The following is a 19,074-nucleotide window of genomic DNA, read 5'->3' as shown; positions in this document are numbered from 1 at the left end:
AATAGATTAATGCAGGGTTGGCTTACGCACTTCGGGTGCCGTTGGCTGCGGGCGGGTAAATGTGTCATGGCACAGCAGCGCCGCAACGCGCACATATTCGATGATCTCTTCGAGCGACATCTCAAGCTCTTCCTGATCTTCATCTTCGTCATAACCGAGCAAAGCAATGTTACGCAGATCGTCAATCGCTTCACCGGTTTCGCCGGTCACTTTGTCGAGTTTCGGCTGCGTGACGCCAAGCCCCAGCAGGAAGTGGTTAACCCAGCCTGCCAGCGCATCGGCACGGTCAAACACGCTCACGTCGTCGCCGGTCGGCAGATAAAGCTGAAACAGGAAACCGTCATCTTCCAGTGAGTCGCTGGTGGCGGCATGCATACTGCGCAGCGCCTGAGCGAGCTCATGGCCGAATGCCAGCCCTTCGTTAGTCAGGTCATGCAACAGCGGCTGCCAGGAGCTGTCGTTGTTGCCGCCACAAAGCATCCCCGCGATAAGCCCGTGCATTTCCGCAGGAATCAGTCCAACACCTTGCTGATTGAGCAACTGGCCTACATCGTTGTAACCAGGTATTTCGTTCTGTATAGACATGCGCATTCATCGTCGTTGGGGAGAATATTCATGGTATGCTACCACTTTGGACCCTGGTGATATACCCGTCATGCTTCACGTTACATGCCTTTGCATGCGCTATGAGTGAATTAAGGTATAGCAAAGAGCTTGAATCCTCTCACCAGGGTGGCTATAGTGACGCCCCTTCGCAGCCAGGACTCGGGTGTGAAGGCAGAGCGCAGTCAAACAGCAGGAAGGTGGCATGTCTGCACAACCCGTCGATATCCAAATTTTTGGCCGTTCACTGCGAGTGAATTGCCCGCCTGAACAGAGAGATGCTCTGAATCAGGCCGCGGAGGATCTGAATCAGCGGTTGCAAGATCTGAAAGTTCGCACTAGAGTCACAAATACTGAGCAGTTAGTCTTTATCGCAGCGCTGAATATCAGCTATGAACTGACTCAGGAAAAGGCAAAAACCCGTGACTACGCATCCAGCATGGAACAGCGTATTCGGATGTTACAACAGACCATCGAACAGGCATTGCTTGATCAGGGTCGCATATCCGAAAGACCGGGGCCGAAGTTTGAATAACACTTCAAGGTTAACTATGGTAGAGTGACCGTGAAGAAAAAATTTCTCTGAGATGTTCGCAAGCGGGCCAGTCCCCTGAGCCGATATTTCATACCACAAGAATGTGGCGCTCCATGGTTGGTGAGCATGCTCGGTCCGTCCGAGAAGCCTTAAAACTATGACGACACATTCACCTTGAACCAAGGGTTCAAGGGTTACAGCCTGCGGCGGCATCTCGGAGATTCCCTTCTTTCTACCTGGTACCATGACACAACTTTCTGCTCTTCCCCCATCACGTCAGGAAATCCGTAAAATCATACGGCAGCGTCGTCGCGCCCTTACCGCCGGGGAACAGGAACACTTTTCGATTGCAGCGGCAGCGCGCATGATGGCGTATCCGCCAGTCGTGATGGCGCATACCGTCGCCCTTTTTCTCTCCTTCGATGGCGAGCTGGACACCCAACCGCTTATCGAACAGCTCTGGCGCAGCGGCAAACGCGTTTATCTGCCGGTTCTGCATCCGTTCAGCCCGGGCAATCTGCTGTTTTTGCAATACCATCCGCATAGCGAGCTGGTTATCAATCGTCTGAAAATTCAGGAACCGAAACTGGACGTACGCGATGTCTTACCGCTTGCGCAGTTAGATGTCCTGATAACCCCGCTGGTTGCCTTTGACAGCCAGGGGCAACGGCTGGGAATGGGCGGGGGCTTTTACGACAGAACGCTGCAAAACTGGCAACAGTACGGGTTACAGCCAGTGGGTTATGCGCATGATTGCCAGCATGTTGATATGCTTCCAGTGGAAGAGTGGGATATTCCGCTCCCTGCGGTGGTGACGCCGTCGAGGTTGTGGAGTTGGTGAAACCACAGGGTGAGTGAGAACACATAAAAACGGCAACCCTCAGGTTGCCGTTTTGCATTTATCTCGCCATCCAGTACTGCAAAATCAGTACAGCAGGCGTGCGCGAATCGTACCCGGGATCGCCTTCATGCTCTGCAGCGCTTTTTGCGCCACATCTTCTTCGGCTTCAATATCGATAACCACATAGCCCATATACGGCGTCGTTTGCAGATACTGAGCCGCGATGTTGATACCGTCGCCAGCAAAGATCTGGTTGATTGCAGTCAGCACGCCTGGACGGTTTTCGTGGATATGCAGCAGACGACGACCGCCGTGCAGCGGCAGCGACACTTCCGGGAAGTTAACGGCAGAGAGCGTTGAGCCGTTATCAGAGTACTTAATCAGCTTACCCGCTACTTCCAAGCCGATGTTTTCCTGCGCTTCCTGGGTTGAACCGCCAATATGCGGCGTCAAAATCACATTATCGAATTCGCAAAGCGGTGAATTAAACGGATCGCTGTTGGTTGCAGGCTCAGTCGGGAACACGTCGATTGCCGCGCCCGCCAGGTGTTTACGTTTAAGCGCATCGCACAGCGCCGGAATATCAACAACCGTACCACGTGCGGCGTTGATCAGCAGTGATCCCGGCTTCATCAGCGCCAGCTCTTCCGCGCCCATCATGTTTTTGGTCGAGGCATTTTCCGGCACGTGCAGGCTGACAACATCGCTCATATTGAGCAAATCGGACAGGTGCTGAACCTGGGTCGCGTTACCCAGCGGCAGTTTGCTTTCAATATCATAGAAATAAACGTGCATACCGAGTGACTCAGCCAGAATGCCAAGCTGCGTACCGATGTGGCCGTAGCCAATGATGCCCAATTTTTTACCGCGCGCTTCGTAAGAGCCCACGGCCAGTTTGTTCCAGATTCCGCGGTGCGCTTTGGCGTTCGCTTCCGGAATACCGCGCATCAGCAGTAACAGCTCGCCAATCACCAGTTCCGCCACGGAACGCGTGTTAGAGAACGGGGCGTTAAATACCGGGATACCGCGCTGTGCCGCCGCATCCAGATTGACCTGGTTGGTACCAATACAGAAACAACCAATCGCAACCAGTTTTTCAGCGGCGGCAATAACATCTTCGGTCAGGTTAGTACGGGATCGAATGCCAATGAAGTGGGCATCACGGATAGACTCTTTGAGCTGCTCACTGTCGAGCGCGCCTTTGTGATACTCGATGTTGGTGTAACCTGCTGCACGAAGGCTATCGAGTGCTTTCTGATGCACCCCTTCGACGAGCAGAAATTTAATCTTGTCTTTCTCCAGTGATACCTTTGCCATTTACCCGACCCTGTTTTTGTCATAACTGATGTTGTGTGGATATTCATCCGCTGTAGTCAACATATCAAAAAAAACTATTGCAGCAATATGAACGTTTGCGTCGGCCCTGTGAAGGAATGTCATACAGTGAGAAATGGCAGAGGAATATGCTGGAAATAGCCACAGAGGCGGGAGGATTATCAGGGCGAATCCAGAAGCGTGACAGATGTCACCAAATTTGCTCTTTGAGATTTTTTTCATGGGGGAACACGTCCCCCACACAGATCATTTTGTGATGGTTTTGACGCCATCGGCGCTGCCGATCAAAGCCACATCCGCGCCGCGGTTGGCAAACAAGCCCACGGTTACCACACCCGGAATGCCATTAATCGTATTTTCCAGCGCAACAGGATCGATAATTTCCAGACCAAAGACGTCGAGGATCACGTTGCCGTTGTCGGTGACCACATTCTGGCGATATTCAGGACGACCGCCCAGCTTCACCAGTTCACGCGCTACGGCGCTTCGTGCCATCGGGATCACTTCCACCGGTAGCGGGAATTTACCGAGGATCTCGACCTGTTTGGACGCATCGGCAATACAGATAAATTTATCGGCTACCGAGGCAATGATCTTTTCGCGCGTTAACGCGGCGCCGCCGCCTTTGATCATCTGCATCTGGCCGTTGATTTCATCCGCGCCATCAACATAAATTCCCAGACGATCGACTTCGTTCAGATCGAATACGGTGATACCCAGGCCTTTCAGTTTTTCTGTCGAGGCGTCGGAACTGGAGACCGCCCCTTCAATCTGACCTTTCATGGTACCGAGCGCGTCAATAAAGTGCGCAGCGGTAGAGCCGGTACCAACACCTACGATAGTACCCGGTTCAACATATTTCAGCGCTGCCCAACCCACTGCTTTTTTTAATTCGTCCTGCGTCATCGTCGTTCGCCTGTGGTGAGAATGGTGTGGAATTCGAAGCGCATTATAGAACATGGAAGGGGGAAAAGTCCCTGTGAGCTGTGTCACATTACCAGCAGGTACATTTTCGTCTGTAAGAGACAAAAAATTATGTCATAGTGCTGAGTAATTATTTTGCAGGAGTATGTCAGTCAGATGAAACGTCCGGACTACAGAACGTTACAGGCGCTCGATGCGGTCATTCGGGAACGTGGGTTTGAGCGCGCCGCGCAGAAGCTGTGTATCACTCAGTCCGCCGTATCGCAGCGTATTAAACAGCTCGAAAATATGTTTGGTCAGCCTCTGCTGGTGCGCACCGTCCCACCGCGCCCCACTGAACAAGGGCAAAAATTGCTGGCGCTGCTGCGCCAGGTAGAACTGCTGGAAGAAGAGTGGCTGGGTGATGAGCAAACCGGCTCCACCCCACTCCTGCTGTCGCTGGCGGTGAACGCCGACAGTCTGGCAACATGGCTGCTGCCCGCGCTGGCGCCGGTACTGGCCGACTCGCCAATTCGTCTGAATTTACAGGTTGAAGACGAAACCCGCACTCAGGAGCGTCTGCGTCGCGGCGAGGTGGTCGGTGCGGTAAGTATTCAGCCGCAGGCTCTGCCAAGTTGCCTCGTTGACCAGCTTGGCGCGCTTGATTACCTGTTTGTCGGTTCAAAAGCCTTTGCTGAACGTTACTTCCCGAATGGCGTAACCCGCTCGGCGTTACTTAAAGCGCCTGCCGTGGCGTTTGATCATCTCGACGATATGCATCAGGCCTTCTTACAGCAAAACTTCGACCTGCCGCCGGGCAGCGTACCCTGCCATATCGTTAACTCGTCGGAAGCATTTGTTCAACTGGCAAGGCAGGGAACGACCTGCTGTATGATCCCGCATCTACAAATCGAAAGAGAGTTGAATGCCGGAGAGCTGATCGATCTGACGCCGGGTCTCTTCCAGCGCCGGATGCTGTTCTGGCACCGGTTTGCGCCAGAAAGCCGCATGATGCGCAACGTCACCGACGCACTGCTGGCGTACGGCCACAAGGTGCTAAGGCAAGATTAAAACATTGTCTTACCGGGGCGACATATCGTGCAAAATGCAGCCCCCGGTAAGCGTGGCGCATCGGGATTTCCCAGATGCGGCCACATATCCCACTCATTTGAAATTACTGCGTTTTGTCCGTTGTTGCTGGCTGCTGAGTCTGGCTCTGCGTTGGCTCAAGCTGGAACACAACGTCCACCTGATCGGCAAACTGAATGGTCGGCTGTTCGTACGTTTCCTGTGCGGATACCGGCGCCGCATCTGCTTTCATCATGCGAACCATCGGGCTCGGCTGATAATTAGAAACGTGGTAACGCACGCTATACACCGGGCCAAGCTTCGCGTGGAAACCGGCTGCCAGTTGTTCGGCCTGATGAACCGCATCATCAATGGCGGCTTTACGCGCCTTATCCTTGTAAGAATCCAGTTGCGCAACACCCAGCGAAACGGAACGGATTTCATTCAGACCGGCTTTCAGCGCACCATCCAGCAGAGAATTGAGCTTCTCCAGATCGCGCAGGGTTACTTCCACCGTACGTACGGCGCGCCAGCCTTTCAGCACGCTTTTACCGTTTTGGTAATCGTAATCCGGCTGGGTGCGCAAGTTGGCGGCGTTGATGTCTTTCTTCACTACGCCATTCTTGTCGAGGAAGGAGAGATACTCGGCAACGCGGTCGTCTGCCTGTTTCTTGGCGGTTGCAGCATCTTTCGCCTGGATGTTCACTTCAATCGCCAGGGTGGCAATATCCGGCACTGCGTCCACGCTCGACGTACCCGAGGTAATAATGTGCGGGCCATCAGGCAGTTCACTTGCCTGTACCGACATGACACTCAGTCCCACTAATGCCGCCAGGGCCATCACTTTGAATTTCACGGTTGCTCCTCCATGTTGCTTATTACGTCCGTAACAAAACGGCACGCCAGGCAAAAGCTTAGCGGATACCGTTGGTTTGTCTATCAGACCAGACTTAGTTTAATAACGCCTGCATATGGGCCACGCCCTCTTTTGCCAGTTGCGCGGCAATAACCCACATTACCGCCCCGACGATCAGATTGATGATACGTTGCGCTTTTGCCGTACGCAGACGCGGGGCAAACCAGGCCGCCAGCATCGCCAGGCCAAAAAACCAGATAACAGACGCACTGATCGTCCCCATCGCAAACCAGCGCTTCGGCTCTGCCTCCAGTTGCCCGCCGAGACTGCCGAGTACAACAAAGGTATCCAGATAGACATGAGGATTAAGCCAGGTCACCGCCAGCATGGTTGCGATGATTTTCCAGCGTCCCTGCTTCATCGCTTCGGCGCTGGCAAGCTCGATATGACTGCCGAATGCGGTTTTCAGCGCGCCATAGCCATACCACAGCAAAAAAGCGACGCCGCCCCAGGTGACCAGCCCCAGCAGCCAGGGAGATTGCATCAACAAGGCGCTGCCGCCGAAGACCCCGGCGCAAATCAGCAGCAAGTCGCTCAGCGTACACAACAAAGCCGTCATGATGTGGTACTGGCGACGGATCCCCTGGTTCATGACAAAGGCATTTTGCGGCCCCAGGGGCAAAATCAACGCCGCACCCAATATAAGACCTTGAAAATAATAGGTTATCAAAATAGATTCTCACTCATCTTTTTCTGGATGCAGACTATAACGCGCGAGAATCATTAGCGGAAATTGAATATTTTAATGAGTAATAAGCGAAGCTAATAATAGAAAGCAATAAAAAGGCCGGCAGTGCCGACCTGATTCTTTACTCTTCGGCAGGCTCTTTTACCCGCTTGAAATTCACATCCATTTGTGGATAAGGGAAACTGATACCGTGCTCATCAAAGCTGCGTTTCACTTTCTCCAGCACATCCCAGTAAACGTTTTGCAGATCACTACTGTTACTCCAGACGCGTACCACAAAGTTGATGGAAGACGCCCCGAGTTCATTCAGACGCACCGTCATTTCCCGGTCTTTCAGAATACGATCATCAGCCTGGATGATATCGGTCAGCAATTTCGTAACCAGATCGATATCGGAGTCGTACGCAACGCCAATAATAAATTCGTTACGACGCACCGGCTCGCGGGAAAAGTTGATAATGTTCCCGGCGATAATTTTACCGTTGGGAACCACGATTATGCGGCCATCGGCGCTGCGCAGCGTGGTGGAGAAAATCTGCACCTGCAGAACGGTACCGGCGACGCCCCCCAGATCAACATATTCCCCGGAACGGAACGGGCGGAATGTCACCAGCAGTACCCCGGCGGCCAGGTTTGAGAGTGACCCTTGTAGCGCCAGACCGATTGCCAGACCGGCGGCACCCAGTACAGCGATGACTGAGGCGGTTTGTACCCCCACGCGCCCCAGTGCGGCTATCAGGGTAAATGCAATGACGCCGTAGCGCACCAGCGCAGAGAGAAAATCGGCAACGGTGGCATCAATGTGCCGCGCCCGCATCAGTTTATTGACGGTGTTTGAAATCATGCGGGCAACGATCATACCCACAATAATGATGGCAATGGCGGCAACAATGTTAACAGCGTAACTCAGCAGTAACGCCTGATTGGTCACCAGCCAGGAGCCTGCGTCATTGATGCTATCGACGACGTGAAGATCTTCCATTCTTTGTTCCTTATGTTGATCCGTACGAGAACAATCCTTCCCGACGGTGGCGGACAGACACCTAAAGGGTAAACAATAAGGGACGATTTTGCCAAATGGATCACATTTAATGATGAGTGCAGGCTATTGAATCGGAAATAAAAAAGGCCCGCATAAGCGGGCCTGATTCAGGAAACAAGGCAAAAATTACAGAACGTCAACCGCGTTCAGTTCTTTGAAAGCCTGTTCCAGACGCGTGATCATAGAAGACTGCGCTGCACGCAGCCATACGCGCGGATCGTAGTATTTCTTGTTCGGCTGGTCTTCGCCTTTCGGGTTGCCCAGTTGACCTTGCAGATACGCTTCGTTGGCTTTGTAGTAGTTCAGAATACCTTCCCAGGTCGCCCATTGGGTGTCGGTATCGATGTTCATTTTGATAACGCCGTAGCTTACGGAGTCTTTGATTTCCTGAGCAGTAGAACCGGAACCGCCGTGGAATACGAAGTTCAGGGCGTTGTGCGGCAGGTTATGTTTCTTGCAAACATATTCCTGAGAGTCGCGCAGGATAGTCGGGGTCAGTTTCACGTTACCCGGTTTGTACACGCCATGCACGTTACCGAAGGAAGCGGCGATGGTGAAGCGCGGGCTGATTGCGTTCAGTTTGGTGTATGCGTAATCAACGTCTTCCGGCTGAGTGTACAGTGCAGAAGCGTCCATGTGACTGTTGTCCACGCCGTCTTCTTCGCCACCGGTGCAACCCAGTTCGATTTCCAGCGTCATGCCGATTTTGGACATGCGCGCCAGATATTTGGAGCAGATCTCGATGTTTTCTTCCAGGGACTCTTCAGACAGGTCGATCATGTGAGAAGAGAACAGCGGTTTGCCGGTAGCAGCAAAGTGTTTTTCACCCGCGTCCAGCAGGCCGTCGATCCACGGCAGCAGTTTCTTGGCGCAGTGGTCAGTGTGCAGAATAACCGGAACACCGTAGTGCTCTGCCATCTGGTGTACGTGATGCGCACCAGAGATCGCACCCAGGATAGCAGCACCCTGAGGAATGTCGGTTTTCACGCCTTTACCCGCGATGAATGCAGCACCACCGTTGGAGAACTGAACGATAACCGGTGCTTTCACTTTCGCAGCGGTTTCCAGAACGGCGTTAATGGAATCGGTGCCCACGCAGTTAACTGCTGGCAGCGCAAAGTTATTTTCTTTCGCTACCTGGAACACTTTCTGTACGTCATCACCGGTAATGACGCCCGGTTTTACGAAATCAAAAATTTTAGACATGTTTTCGAGTCCTGTATCTGTATCTTCGACCGTTGGAAAAAAGTTCGCGAGCATGACGCGCGCTGAAAATTGGGCAGGTTTACCTGCCCATTGAATACTTACTTCTTAGCGCGCTCTTCGAGCATTGCGACTGCCGGCAGCACTTTGCCTTCCACGAACTCGAGGAACGCACCGCCACCAGTGGAGATGTAGGAGATTTTGTCAGCGATACCGAACAGGTCGATAGCCGCCAGAGTGTCGCCGCCGCCTGCGATGGAGAACGCTTCGCTGTCAGCGATGGCGTTAGCAACGATTTCAGTACCTTTGCGGAAGTTCGGGAATTCGAACACGCCAACCGGGCCGTTCCACAGAATGGTTTTCGCGTTTTTCAGGATATCAGCCAGTTTCTGCGCAGAAACATCGCCCAGGTCCAGAATCTGCTCTTCGTCTTTGATGTCAGAAACAGATTTCAGGGTAGCGGTCGCGGTTTCGGAGAACTCGGTAGCAACACGAACATCTGTCGGAACCGGAATATCGCAGGTGCCCAGCAGGCGTTTTGCTTCGTCAACCAGGTCAGCTTCGTACAGGGATTTACCCACGTTGTGGCCCTGAGCAGCAACGAAGGTGTTGGCGATGCCGCCACCGACGATCAGCTGGTCAGCGATTTTAGACAGGGAGTCCAGAACGGTCAGTTTAGTGGAAACTTTAGAACCACCAACGATAGCGACCATCGGGCGAGCAGGTTCTTTCAGCGCTTTACCCAGCGCTTCCAGTTCGTCAGCCAGCAGCGGGCCTGCGCACGCAACATCTGCGAATTTACCGATACCGTGAGTTGAAGCCTGTGCACGGTGAGCAGTACCGAAAGCGTCCATCACAAATACGTCGCACAGTGCAGCATATTTTTTGGACAGCGCTTCGTCGTCTTTCTTCTCGCCTTTGTTGAAGCGAACGTTTTCCAGAACAACCAGTTCACCTGCAGCAACTTCAACGCCATCCAGGTAGTCTTTAACCAGACGTACCGGGTTGGACAGTTTGTCTTTCAGGTAATTAACAACCGGCAGCAGAGAGTACTCTTCGTTGTACTCGCCTTCGGTCGGACGACCCAGATGGGAGGTAACCATCACTTTCGCGCCTTGTTTCAGCGCCAGCTCGATGGTCGGCAGAGAAGCACGGATACGCGCATCGCTGGTCACTTTGCCATCTTTAACCGGTACGTTCAGATCCGCACGGATGAAAACGCGTTTACCTGCCAAATCCAGATCGGTCATCTTAATTACAGACATGGTGAATCCTCTCAATGATTCATAAAGTTTTGCGAACGCAATGTGCGCCCTACCTGAAACCTTTTGCGGCCATCTCTAACGTCGTGTCGAGCATTCGGTTAGCAAAGCCCCATTCGTTATCGCACCATACCAGGGTTTTAATAAGGTGCGCGCCACTGACCCGTGTTTGCGTGCCATCAACAATGGCACTGTGCGGATCATGGTTAAAATCTGTTGAGACCAACGGTAATTCCGTATAGTCAACTATACCATGAAATGTTCCCTGTGCTGCTTTTTGCAGCAAGGCATTGACTTCACACGCTTTTACCGGATTTTTCACCGTCACGCTCAGGTCGATGGCCGTCACATTTATGGTTGGTACGCGTACCGCAATCGCCTCAAACCGGTCATAAAATTGCGGGAAAATACGGGTGATACCCGCCGCCAGTTTCGTGTCCACAGGAATAATAGACTGGCTGGCTGCACGCGTACGGCGTAAATCAGGATGATAGGCGTCAATCACCTGCTGATCGTGCATTGCGGAATGGATCGTGGTGACAGTACCCGATTCAATTCCCCAGGCGTCGTCAAGAAGCTTAAGAATCGGAATAATGCAGTTCGTGGTGCAGGAGGCGTTGGACACAATACGATCGTCAGCTTTTAAGGCATCCTGGTTGACGCCAAAAACGACCGTCGCGTCGAGATCGTTACCGCCGGGATGCGAGAACAACACTTTCTTCGCCCCCGCCGCCAGATGCGCTTCGCCATCGGCACGGCTGCCAAACACGCCAGTGCAATCGAGCACTACATCAACGCCCAGCTCACGCCAGGGAAGCGCGGCAATATCGCGCTGGTGAAGAATACGAATCGCGTCTTCACCGACAAACAGCTGCTCGCGCTCCTGATGTACATCCCATGCGAAACGCCCGTGGCTGGTGTCATATTTCAATAAATGGGCCATGCCTGCCGCATCTGCCAGTTCATTGATTGCCACCACGGTGACTTCCGCCCGACGCCCGGATTCATACAAAGCACGAACCACGTTGCGCCCGATGCGACCGAAGCCATTAATCGCTATGCGTACGCTCATAGATCTCCTGCAAGGTTACCCAATTTGAGGTGGCTCACAGAGTAATGCAGCAACCTTTACAGGGGAACCTCGCCTGTCACAAACTGCGTTTGATTGATTAATTGTCGAACATTTAAGCGACTGAAACGCTTCAGCTAGAATAAGCGAAACACAGAATAAAAGGAATCCATGTCCAGCCCTGGCGACCATTTATCTGACTTGCGTCACATTTTTTGCGGGAATACGTCGAGGTAAAAAACAAAACGGTAACCTGTCGGTTACCGTTTTTGTATCCGTCCCCTCTCCCACCGGGAAAGGGGCAGATTGAGGGCATCAGCCCTCAATCCAATAGCAATTACAGCAGCGCTTTCGCTTTAGCGATTACGTTGTCTACGGTAAAGCCGAACTCTTCAAACAGCAGTTCTGCCGGTGCAGACTCACCGAAGGTGGTCATCCCGACGATAGCACCGTTCAGGCCCACATATTTGAACCAGTAGTCAGCGATACCCGCTTCAATTGCCACGCGTGCAGAAACCGCTTTCGGCAGTACGGATTCACGGTAGGCCGCATCCTGTTTGTCGAACGCGTCGGTGGACGGCATGGAAACCACGCGCGCCTTCACGCCTTCGGCAGTCAGTTTTTCCCATGCGGCAACCGCCAGTTCAACCTCAGAACCGGTGGCGATGAAGATAAGCTCTGGCTGACCAGCGCAATCTTTCAGCACGTAACCACCACGGGCCACGTTTGCCAGTTGCTCAGCGGTACGCTCCTGCTGCGCCAGGTTCTGACGGGACAGAATCAGCGCGGTCGGGCCATCGGCACGCTCAACGCCGTATTTCCATGCCACTGCAGATTCTACCTGGTCACACGGACGCCATGTGCTCATGTTCGGGGTTACGCGAAGGCTTGCCACCTGCTCAACCGGCTGGTGAGTCGGGCCATCTTCGCCCAGACCGATAGAGTCGTGGGTGTAGACCATCACCTGGCGCTGTTTCATCAGGGCCGCCATACGCACCGCGTTACGGGCATATTCCACAAACATCAGGAAGGTGGAGGTGTACGGCAGGAAACCACCGTGCAGGGAGATACCGTTAGCGATAGCGGTCATACCGAACTCGCGCACGCCGTAGTGGATGTAGTTACCGGCAGTATCTTCGTTAATCGCTTTAGAGCCAGACCAGATGGTCAGGTTAGAAGGCGCGAGATCTGCGGAGCCGCCGAGGAACTCAGGCAGCAGCGGGCCGAAGGCTTCAATCGCATTCTGGGACGCTTTACGGCTGGCGATTTTGGACGGGTTCGCCTGCAGCTTCGCGATGAATTCGTTGGCTTTTGCGTCGAAATCAGACGGCAGCTCACCGCTCATACGGCGGGTGAACTCTGCGGCTTCCTGCGGGAAGGCTTTGGCGTAGGCTGCGAACTTCTCGTTCCAGGCGGATTCTTTCGCCTGACCTGCTTCTTTTGCATCCCACTGGGCATAGATTTCAGACGGGATTTCAAATGCCGGGTGTTTCCAGCCCAGCGCTTCGCGGGTCAGTGCGATTTCCGCGTCGCCCAGCGGCGCGCCGTGGGAGTCGTGAGTACCCTGTTTGTTCGGCGAACCGAAGCCGATGATGGTTTTGCACATCAGCAGGGACGGTTTGTCGGTGACTGCACGCGCTTCTTCTACTGCACGTTTGATGGAGTCAGCGTTATGACCGTCAACACCACGTACTACGTGCCAGCCATAGGCTTCAAAGCGTGCGGCGGTATCATCGGTAAACCAGCCTTCAACGTGGCCGTCAATGGAAATGCCGTTGTCGTCGTAGAACGCAACTAGCTTGCCCAGTTTCAGGGTACCGGCCAGGGAGCATACCTCGTGAGAGATACCTTCCATCATGCAGCCGTCGCCCATGAACGCGTAAGTGAAGTGGTCAACAATGTCATGGCCCGGACGGTTAAACTGCGCCGCCAGGGTTTTCTCCGCAATCGCCATGCCCACAGCGTTGGCAATGCCCTGACCCAGCGGGCCGGTGGTGGTTTCCACACCTGCGGTGTAACCCACTTCCGGGTGACCCGGGGTTTTTGAATGCAGTTGACGGAAGTTTTTCAGCTCGTCAATCGGCAGGTCGTAACCGGTGAGGTGCAGCAGACTGTAAATCAGCATTGAACCGTGGCCGTTGGACAGCACGAAACGGTCGCGGTCAGCCCATGCCGGGTTCTGCGGGTTATGGTTCAGGAAATCACGCCACAGGACTTCGGCGATGTCAGCCATACCCATCGGGGCACCCGGGTGACCGGATTTGGCTTTCTGTACCGCGTCCATGCTCAGCGCACGAATGGCATTGGCAAGCTCTTTACGTGAGGACATTTTGACTCCAGATCGGACTGTTAAAGGCCATGCCCGGAACGACTTGACTACAGCGCGTTATGGGCTACGCCGGAAAAAAGTGCCAACAATGTAACCCAAGCGGCAAGTCATGTACATGGAGCATCCTTTTGAGGATTAAGAAATCTCTGGAAGGTGTATGCTCGTTGCGCAATGGACTCGCCCCGTAATCCTTCTATTCTTTATACTTGTGCAACTGCACCGGCTCGTTTGTGCGCGGCGCATTATCAGAATTATGAATTAACCTGCGTGGAAGATAAGAGATGAAAATTCGCCCGGCTTTGCTTGCTCTGACAACAGCGACCCTGTTGGCAGGTTGCCAGAATATGGACTCCAACGGTTTTATGACCTCCGGTGCAGAAGCTTTTCAGGCCTACACATTGAGCGACGCTCAGGTTAAAAGCCTGAGTGACGAAGCCTGTAAGCAGATGGACAGTAAAGCAACGATAGCCCCTGCGGGCAGTCAGTATAATCAGAGACTTAGCAAGATTGCCGCCGCGCTGGGCGATAATATCAACGGCCAGCCGGTGAACTACAAGGTTTACGTAGCAAAAGATGTTAACGCCTTTGCCATGGCGAATGGCTGTATCCGTGTTTATAGCGGTCTGATGGATATGATGAATGACAACGAGGTCGAGGCGGTAATTGGCCATGAAATGGGCCACGTTGCGCTTGGTCACGTGAAGAAAGGCATGCAGGTGGCGCTTGGCACCAATGCCGTGCGTGCCGCGGCCGCATCGGCGGGCGGCGTCGTAGGCAATTTATCGCAATCTCAGTTGGGTGACCTGGGCGAGAAACTGGTGAATTCGCAGTTCTCACAGCGTCAGGAGTCCGAAGCGGACGATTATTCCTATGATCTGTTGCGCAAACGTGGAATTAGCCCGATTGGGCTGGCCACCAGCTTCGAAAAATTAGCAAAACTCGAAGAGGGTCGCCAGAGTTCTATGTTTGACGATCACCCGGCCTCGGCTGAACGTGCGCAACATATCCGCGATCGCCTGGCGGCGGACGGTATTAAGTAATTTGACATATAACATCCCCGGTGGCGCTGCGCTTACCGGGGCTACGAGTTACGCGCGTCGGTCATATCCTTCTCCACACTATCCATAAGCCGAACAGGCGCTTCATGCTTTCCAGGACGCTATAAATAAAAAACTGACCGATTTACATGATTAAACCGGTCAGTTAAAGGTGAGTCCTGATTACTCGTCTTCGAGGTAGGTATACCCGTACAGCCCTGCTTCAAACTCTTCGAGGAACTGCTGTTGCAGCGCATCGTCCAGATCGGTCTGTTTCACCTGATCGCGGAACTGAATCAGCAAAGTTTTCGGATCGAGCTGCACATATTGCAGCATATCGGCCACGGTATCGCCTTCATCCGACAGTTCAACTTCCACGCTGCCGTCAGGGAAGACAAAGACGTCCACCGCTTCGGTATCGCCAAACAGGTTATGCATGTTACCGAGAATTTCCTGGTACGCGCCAACCATAAAGAAGCCCAGCATCGGCGGGTTTTCCGGGTCGTACTCCGGCATCGGCATGGTGGTCGCAATACCATCGCCATCCACATAGTGATCGATAGCGCCGTCGGAATCGCAGGTGATATCCAGTAACACCGCACGACGTTCCGGCGCGTGATTCAAACCTTCCAGCGGCAGCACCGGGAAGAGTTGATCGATACCCCAGGCATCCGGCATTGACTGGAACAGGGAGAAGTTGACGTAAATCTTATCCGCCATACGCTCCTGCAGTTCGTCAATAATCGGACGATGCGCGCGGTTGCTCGGGTCGAGCTGCTTTTGCACTTCATGGCACATGTTCAGATACAGTTGCTCTGCCCAGGCGCGCTCCTGAAGATTAAAGGTGCCAGAGGAGTAACCGATGTGAATATCGTGCAGATCCATCTGGCTGTCGTGCAGCCATTCGCGCAACGAGCGGCGGTTGCCTGTTTCATGCATCTCCAGCCAGGTTTCCCACATGCTTTGCAGCGGGCGGGCAGCGTCTTCTGGCGGAGGTGTCGCGTCGGTATATTCGTTACGCTCCACACCGATGATGTTAGACACCAGCACAGTGTGGTGTGCTGTCACCGCACGGCCCGACTCGGTAATCACTGTCGGATGCGGCAGACCATTCTCTTCACAGGCATCGCCAATCGCCCAGATAATATTATTGGCATACTCATTCAGGCCATAGTTCACCGAGCAGTCTGACTGGGAACGCGTACCTTCATAGTCCACACCCAAACCACCGCCCACGTCGAAGCACTGAATGTTGACACCCAGCTTATGCAGTTCAACATAAAAACGTGCCGATTCACGCACGCCGGTGGCGATATCGCGAATGTTGGCCATCTGCGAACCAAGGTGGAAATGCAGCAGTTGCAGGCTGTCCAGACGACCGGCATCACGCAGAATATCCACCAGTTGCAGAACCTGCGTCGCCGCGAGACCAAATTTGGATTTCTCGCCGCCGGAGGATTGCCATTTACCGGAGCCCTGCGACGCCAGACGCGCACGCACACCCAGGCGCGGCACCACATTCAGGCGCTCGGCTTCTTCCAGCACAATCGCGATTTCCGACATCTTCTCAATGACCAGATAGACCTTGTGGCCCATTTTCTCGCCAATAAGTGCCAGACGGATGTATTCACGGTCTTTATAGCCGTTACAGACAATCACCGAGCGGGTCATGCCCGCATGGGCCAGAACCGCCATTAATTCGGCTTTCGAACCGGCCTCAAGACCCAGCGGCTCGCCGGAATGGATCAACGACTCAATAACGCGACGATGCTGGTTTACTTTAATCGGGTAAACCAGGAAGTAATCGCCATTATAGCCATAGGATTCGCGCGCGCGTTTAAAGGCGGCGTTAATAGAGCGCAGACGATGTTGCAGGATCTGCGGGAAGCAGAACAGCGCAGGTAAACGCTGGCCTTGCGCCTCACGGGCTTTTACCAGTTGAGCCAGGTCAACACGGGCTTCCGGGACATCAGGATCCGGGCATACGCTGATATGGCCCAGTTCGTTGACGTCATAATAGTTATTACCCCACCAGGCAATATTGTAAGTACGAAGCATCTTGCTGGCTTCCTGGGAGCTCATCGCAACCTCCTGCATGGAACGTAGTACACCGTGTTCGCCTGCTGACGAAGGCGAAAATGAAGACATGTCGTCAGACATAGCGAACCTCAACTCTTTGTATTAAGTGTAAAACAGTTAACTACTATCACAACGTTACGTTGCGATAACAACCCATAAACAGTCTGGCTATGCAGCATAAGATGCTGAAACGCCGACTGTGCGACCGGTTTCTTGTTCATAACATTGTAAAACACGTGACCGAACGAAATATGACGGTTCGGCGAAACCACGAGAAAACCCCTGAATCAACAGGAGAGCCCTTGTTCAGTCATCACTGTGCCATACCGGCCCGGGAGTCCTGAGAAGCGCCGAAATGGGTATAACATCGGCAGGTTTGCAGATTTGAAATGCGGGTTGCGGGGAATAAACGCGCGTCAGAACGACGCAACGGATTCTGCTGAAAGCAACGGTTCATTATCTCGTATCACCTCCACACACGTCTTGCGACCTGCGACAAGCCAAAGCCATAAATTGCTTAACCCGGCTGGAAGTGGCAACACGAGAAGTCCCGTGCGCTTTTAATATGAGCCGCGCGCGGCGTTTTATACCGATAACGGGGTGAAAATGCAAAATAAAAAATTACGTTGGCGCCATCCATAGGGAAAATTTCTGTAACCAATTCAGACAGAACCTGTGGAGACTCAAAAAACGCTGGCAATGGGATTAAGAATTAACCTAGAATAGCCATCCAGATGTTAATCCATCTATACTGATTAACACTTAGACAGTCCGTGTCGCTACCTGCACGTCCTCGCGGAACAACCGTGAAGGCATCCTGACACAATGTCTAAGCCAACCGTATTATTCCAGGGTGAAAACACAATATGGCAAAACACCTTTTTACGTCCGAGTCCGTCTCAGAAGGGCATCCTGACAAAATTGCTGACCAAATCTCCGACGCCGTGCTTGATGCGATCCTCGAACAGGATCCGAAAGCGCGTGTTGCCTGTGAAACCTATGTAAAAACCGGCATGGTGCTGGTCGGTGGTGAAATCACTACCAGCGCATGGGTGGATATCGAAGAGATCACCCGTAACACCGTTCGTGAAATTGGTTATATCCATTCTGATATGGGTTTTGATGCCAACTCTTGCGCGGTACTGAGTGCAATTGGTAAACAGTCTCCTGATATTAACCAGGGCGTTGACCGTGCCGATCCGCTGGAGCAGGGTGCAGGCGACCAGGGTCTGATGTTCGGTTATGCGACCAACGAAACCGACGTGCTGATGCCAGCGCCGATCACCTACGCACACCGTCTGGTTGAGCGTCAGGCAGAAGTGCGTAAAAACGGCACCCTGCCGTGGCTGCGCCCGGATGCGAAAAGCCAGGTCACTTTCCAGTATGACGACGGCAAAATCGTCGGCATCGACGCGGTCGTTCTCTCTACTCAGCACGCAGAAGATATCGACCAGAAATCGCTGAAAGAAGCGGTAATGGAAGAGATCATCAAGCCGGTCCTGCCGACCGAGTGGCTGAACGAATCCACCAAATTCTTTATCAACCCGACTGGCCGTTTCGTTATCGGTGGCCCGATGGGTGACTGCGGCCTGACCGGTCGTAAAATCATCGTTGATACCTACGGCGGCATGGCGCGTCACGGTGGCGGCGCGTTCTCTGGTAAGGATCCGTCTAAAGTTGACCGTTCCGCAGCCTACGCAGCCCGTTATGTGGCGAAAAACATCGTAGCGGCTGGCCTGGCTGACCGTTGTGAGATTCAGGTCTCTTACGCTATCGGCGTGGCAGAACCGACCTCTATCATGGTGGAAACTTTCGGTACTGAGAAAGTGCCTGCTGAACAGTTGATCCTGCTGGTGCGCGAGTTCTTCGACCTGCGTCCATATGGTCTGATTCAGATGCTGGACCTGCTGCACCCGATCTATAAGCAAACGGCTGCTTATGGTCACTTTGGTCGCGAAACCTTCCCATGGGAAAAAACCGACAAAGCGGCTCAGTTGCGTGAAGCTGCCGGCCTGAACTAACAGGACGGCGTAGCCCCGGTAAGCGTCTGGGGTGTTTCCCGGATGCGACCGAGTTTAACAGGCCAGCCTTGTGCTGGCCTGCTGCTTTTCAGAGCCCGGTAATCCCGCGCTTTTACAAAAACCGACTAAACTTCTAAAGCGTT

Annotated in this window: 17 protein-coding genes and 1 other RNA gene; 6 read left to right on the top strand and 12 right to left on the bottom strand. The window is 53.3% G+C overall.

The window, feature by feature from the left end; all coding sequences use genetic code 11:
• Positions 1–6: 6 nt before the first annotated feature.
• Entirely contained in the window at positions 7–585 is a 579-nt protein-coding gene (locus C5523_RS04590; protein ID WP_125123904.1) for a YecA family protein, read from the bottom strand.
• Between the two features lie 223 nt (positions 586–808).
• Here C5523_RS04590 and zapA point away from each other — a divergent pair, with 223 nt between their 5' ends.
• The 3 genes from zapA to C5523_RS04570 all read left to right on the top strand — a co-directional run bounded on the left by zapA (position 809) and on the right by C5523_RS04570 (position 1,979).
• Positions 809–1,138 (top strand): cell division protein ZapA, encoded by a 330-nt coding sequence (gene zapA / locus C5523_RS04580; protein ID WP_039077987.1) that lies wholly within the window; start codon positions 809–811, stop codon positions 1,136–1,138.
• A gap of 41 nt (positions 1,139–1,179) precedes the next feature.
• Positions 1,180–1,363, top strand: a non-coding RNA gene (gene ssrS / locus C5523_RS04575) — 6S RNA.
• 19 nt (positions 1,364–1,382) lie between these two features.
• Entirely contained in the window at positions 1,383–1,979 is a 597-nt protein-coding gene (locus tag C5523_RS04570) for a 5-formyltetrahydrofolate cyclo-ligase (RefSeq protein ID WP_071196000.1), read from the top strand.
• Between the two features lie 84 nt (positions 1,980–2,063).
• Here the strand turns inward: C5523_RS04570 and serA are convergent, their stop codons facing one another.
• Together serA and rpiA are read right to left on the bottom strand one after the other, a co-directional pair.
• Positions 2,064–3,296: a phosphoglycerate dehydrogenase gene (gene serA / locus C5523_RS04565; protein WP_039077989.1), complete on the bottom strand. Its 1,233-nt coding sequence runs from the start codon at positions 3,294–3,296 to the stop codon at positions 2,064–2,066.
• 264 nt (positions 3,297–3,560) lie between these two features.
• Positions 3,561–4,220 carry a ribose-5-phosphate isomerase RpiA gene (gene rpiA, locus C5523_RS04555; RefSeq protein WP_039077990.1) on the bottom strand — a complete coding sequence of 220 codons (660 nt, stop codon included), beginning with the start codon at positions 4,218–4,220 and terminating at the stop codon, positions 3,561–3,563.
• A gap of 174 nt (positions 4,221–4,394) precedes the next feature.
• Here rpiA and argP point away from each other — a divergent pair, with 174 nt between their 5' ends.
• Positions 4,395–5,288 carry a DNA-binding transcriptional regulator ArgP gene (argP, locus tag C5523_RS04550; RefSeq protein ID WP_039077991.1) on the top strand — a complete coding sequence of 298 codons (894 nt, stop codon included), beginning with the start codon at positions 4,395–4,397 and terminating at the stop codon, positions 5,286–5,288.
• 103 nt (positions 5,289–5,391) lie between these two features.
• Here argP and C5523_RS04545 read toward each other — a convergent pair whose 3' ends face one another.
• The 7 genes from C5523_RS04545 to tkt form a co-directional block, all read right to left on the bottom strand.
• Complete coding sequence (locus C5523_RS04545; protein WP_108700653.1) at positions 5,392–6,141, bottom strand: oxidative stress defense protein; 750 nt, start codon at positions 6,139–6,141, stop codon at positions 5,392–5,394.
• Between the two features lie 94 nt (positions 6,142–6,235).
• Complete coding sequence (gene argO / locus C5523_RS04540; RefSeq protein ID WP_039077993.1) at positions 6,236–6,871, bottom strand: arginine exporter ArgO; 636 nt, start codon at positions 6,869–6,871, stop codon at positions 6,236–6,238.
• Positions 6,872–7,010: 139 nt separating this feature from the next.
• Positions 7,011–7,871: a small-conductance mechanosensitive channel MscS gene (locus tag C5523_RS04535; protein WP_108700652.1), complete on the bottom strand. Its 861-nt coding sequence runs from the start codon at positions 7,869–7,871 to the stop codon at positions 7,011–7,013.
• A gap of 186 nt (positions 7,872–8,057) precedes the next feature.
• Complete coding sequence (fbaA, locus tag C5523_RS04530; RefSeq protein ID WP_039078179.1) at positions 8,058–9,137, bottom strand: class II fructose-bisphosphate aldolase; 1,080 nt, start codon at positions 9,135–9,137, stop codon at positions 8,058–8,060.
• A 98-nt stretch (positions 9,138–9,235) separates the two neighbouring features.
• On the bottom strand, positions 9,236–10,399 hold the full coding sequence (gene pgk / locus C5523_RS04525; RefSeq protein WP_039077995.1) for a phosphoglycerate kinase: 1,164 nt from the start codon (positions 10,397–10,399) through the stop codon (positions 9,236–9,238).
• Positions 10,400–10,448: 49 nt separating this feature from the next.
• On the bottom strand, positions 10,449–11,468 hold the full coding sequence (gene epd, locus C5523_RS04520) for an erythrose-4-phosphate dehydrogenase (protein ID WP_108700651.1): 1,020 nt from the start codon (positions 11,466–11,468) through the stop codon (positions 10,449–10,451).
• 334 nt (positions 11,469–11,802) lie between these two features.
• Positions 11,803–13,794: a transketolase gene (tkt, locus tag C5523_RS04515; RefSeq protein ID WP_071195997.1), complete on the bottom strand. Its 1,992-nt coding sequence runs from the start codon at positions 13,792–13,794 to the stop codon at positions 11,803–11,805.
• A gap of 281 nt (positions 13,795–14,075) precedes the next feature.
• Between tkt and C5523_RS04510 the strand changes: the two genes are divergently transcribed.
• Positions 14,076–14,834, top strand: a complete 759-nt coding sequence (locus C5523_RS04510; RefSeq protein ID WP_039077998.1) for a M48 family metallopeptidase — start codon at positions 14,076–14,078, stop codon at positions 14,832–14,834.
• Positions 14,835–15,014: 180 nt separating this feature from the next.
• Here C5523_RS04510 and speA read toward each other — a convergent pair whose 3' ends face one another.
• Positions 15,015–16,991 (bottom strand): biosynthetic arginine decarboxylase, encoded by a 1,977-nt coding sequence (gene speA, locus C5523_RS04505; protein WP_072039714.1) that lies wholly within the window; start codon positions 16,989–16,991, stop codon positions 15,015–15,017.
• Between the two features lie 8 nt (positions 16,992–16,999).
• Complete coding sequence (gene yqgB, locus C5523_RS04500; RefSeq protein ID WP_271849771.1) at positions 17,000–17,089, bottom strand: acid stress response protein YqgB; 90 nt, start codon at positions 17,087–17,089, stop codon at positions 17,000–17,002.
• 687 nt (positions 17,090–17,776) lie between these two features.
• Between yqgB and metK the strand changes: the two genes are divergently transcribed.
• On the top strand, positions 17,777–18,931 hold the full coding sequence (metK, locus tag C5523_RS04490) for a methionine adenosyltransferase (RefSeq protein WP_039078000.1): 1,155 nt from the start codon (positions 17,777–17,779) through the stop codon (positions 18,929–18,931).
• The last annotated feature ends 143 nt before the right edge of the window (positions 18,932–19,074 follow it).

Origin of the sequence: Phytobacter sp. SCO41 (assembly GCF_003073275.1) — a bacterium.
Taxonomy (GTDB): domain Bacteria; phylum Pseudomonadota; class Gammaproteobacteria; order Enterobacterales; family Enterobacteriaceae; genus Phytobacter; species Phytobacter diazotrophicus.
Note: the sequence above shows the minus strand (reverse complement) of the source record. Positions and strands in the feature narration are given on the sequence as shown.

What these genes read in the sequence shown, in the direction of transcription:
- zapA (WP_039077987.1), top strand. Translation starts at nt 809, where the DNA reads ATGTCTGCACAACCCGTCGATATCCAAATTTTTGGCCGTTCACTGCGA.
- metK (WP_039078000.1), top strand. Translation starts at nt 17,777, where the DNA reads ATGGCAAAACACCTTTTTACGTCCGAGTCCGTCTCAGAAGGGCATCCT.
- speA (WP_072039714.1), bottom strand. Translation starts at nt 16,991, where the DNA reads ATGTCTGACGACATGTCTTCATTTTCGCCTTCGTCAGCAGGCGAACAC.
- serA (WP_039077989.1), bottom strand. Translation starts at nt 3,296, where the DNA reads ATGGCAAAGGTATCACTGGAGAAAGACAAGATTAAATTTCTGCTCGTC.
- C5523_RS04570 (WP_071196000.1), top strand. Translation starts at nt 1,383, where the DNA reads ATGACACAACTTTCTGCTCTTCCCCCATCACGTCAGGAAATCCGTAAA.
- C5523_RS04510 (WP_039077998.1), top strand. Translation starts at nt 14,076, where the DNA reads ATGAAAATTCGCCCGGCTTTGCTTGCTCTGACAACAGCGACCCTGTTG.
- rpiA (WP_039077990.1), bottom strand. Translation starts at nt 4,220, where the DNA reads ATGACGCAGGACGAATTAAAAAAAGCAGTGGGTTGGGCAGCGCTGAAA.
- C5523_RS04590 (WP_125123904.1), bottom strand. Translation starts at nt 585, where the DNA reads ATGTCTATACAGAACGAAATACCTGGTTACAACGATGTAGGCCAGTTG.
- yqgB (WP_271849771.1), bottom strand. Translation starts at nt 17,089, where the DNA reads ATGCTGCATAGCCAGACTGTTTATGGGTTGTTATCGCAACGTAACGTT.
- argP (WP_039077991.1), top strand. Translation starts at nt 4,395, where the DNA reads ATGAAACGTCCGGACTACAGAACGTTACAGGCGCTCGATGCGGTCATT.
- tkt (WP_071195997.1), bottom strand. Translation starts at nt 13,794, where the DNA reads ATGTCCTCACGTAAAGAGCTTGCCAATGCCATTCGTGCGCTGAGCATG.
- fbaA (WP_039078179.1), bottom strand. Translation starts at nt 9,137, where the DNA reads ATGTCTAAAATTTTTGATTTCGTAAAACCGGGCGTCATTACCGGTGAT.
- C5523_RS04535 (WP_108700652.1), bottom strand. Translation starts at nt 7,871, where the DNA reads ATGGAAGATCTTCACGTCGTCGATAGCATCAATGACGCAGGCTCCTGG.
- epd (WP_108700651.1), bottom strand. Translation starts at nt 11,468, where the DNA reads ATGAGCGTACGCATAGCGATTAATGGCTTCGGTCGCATCGGGCGCAAC.
- pgk (WP_039077995.1), bottom strand. Translation starts at nt 10,399, where the DNA reads ATGTCTGTAATTAAGATGACCGATCTGGATTTGGCAGGTAAACGCGTT.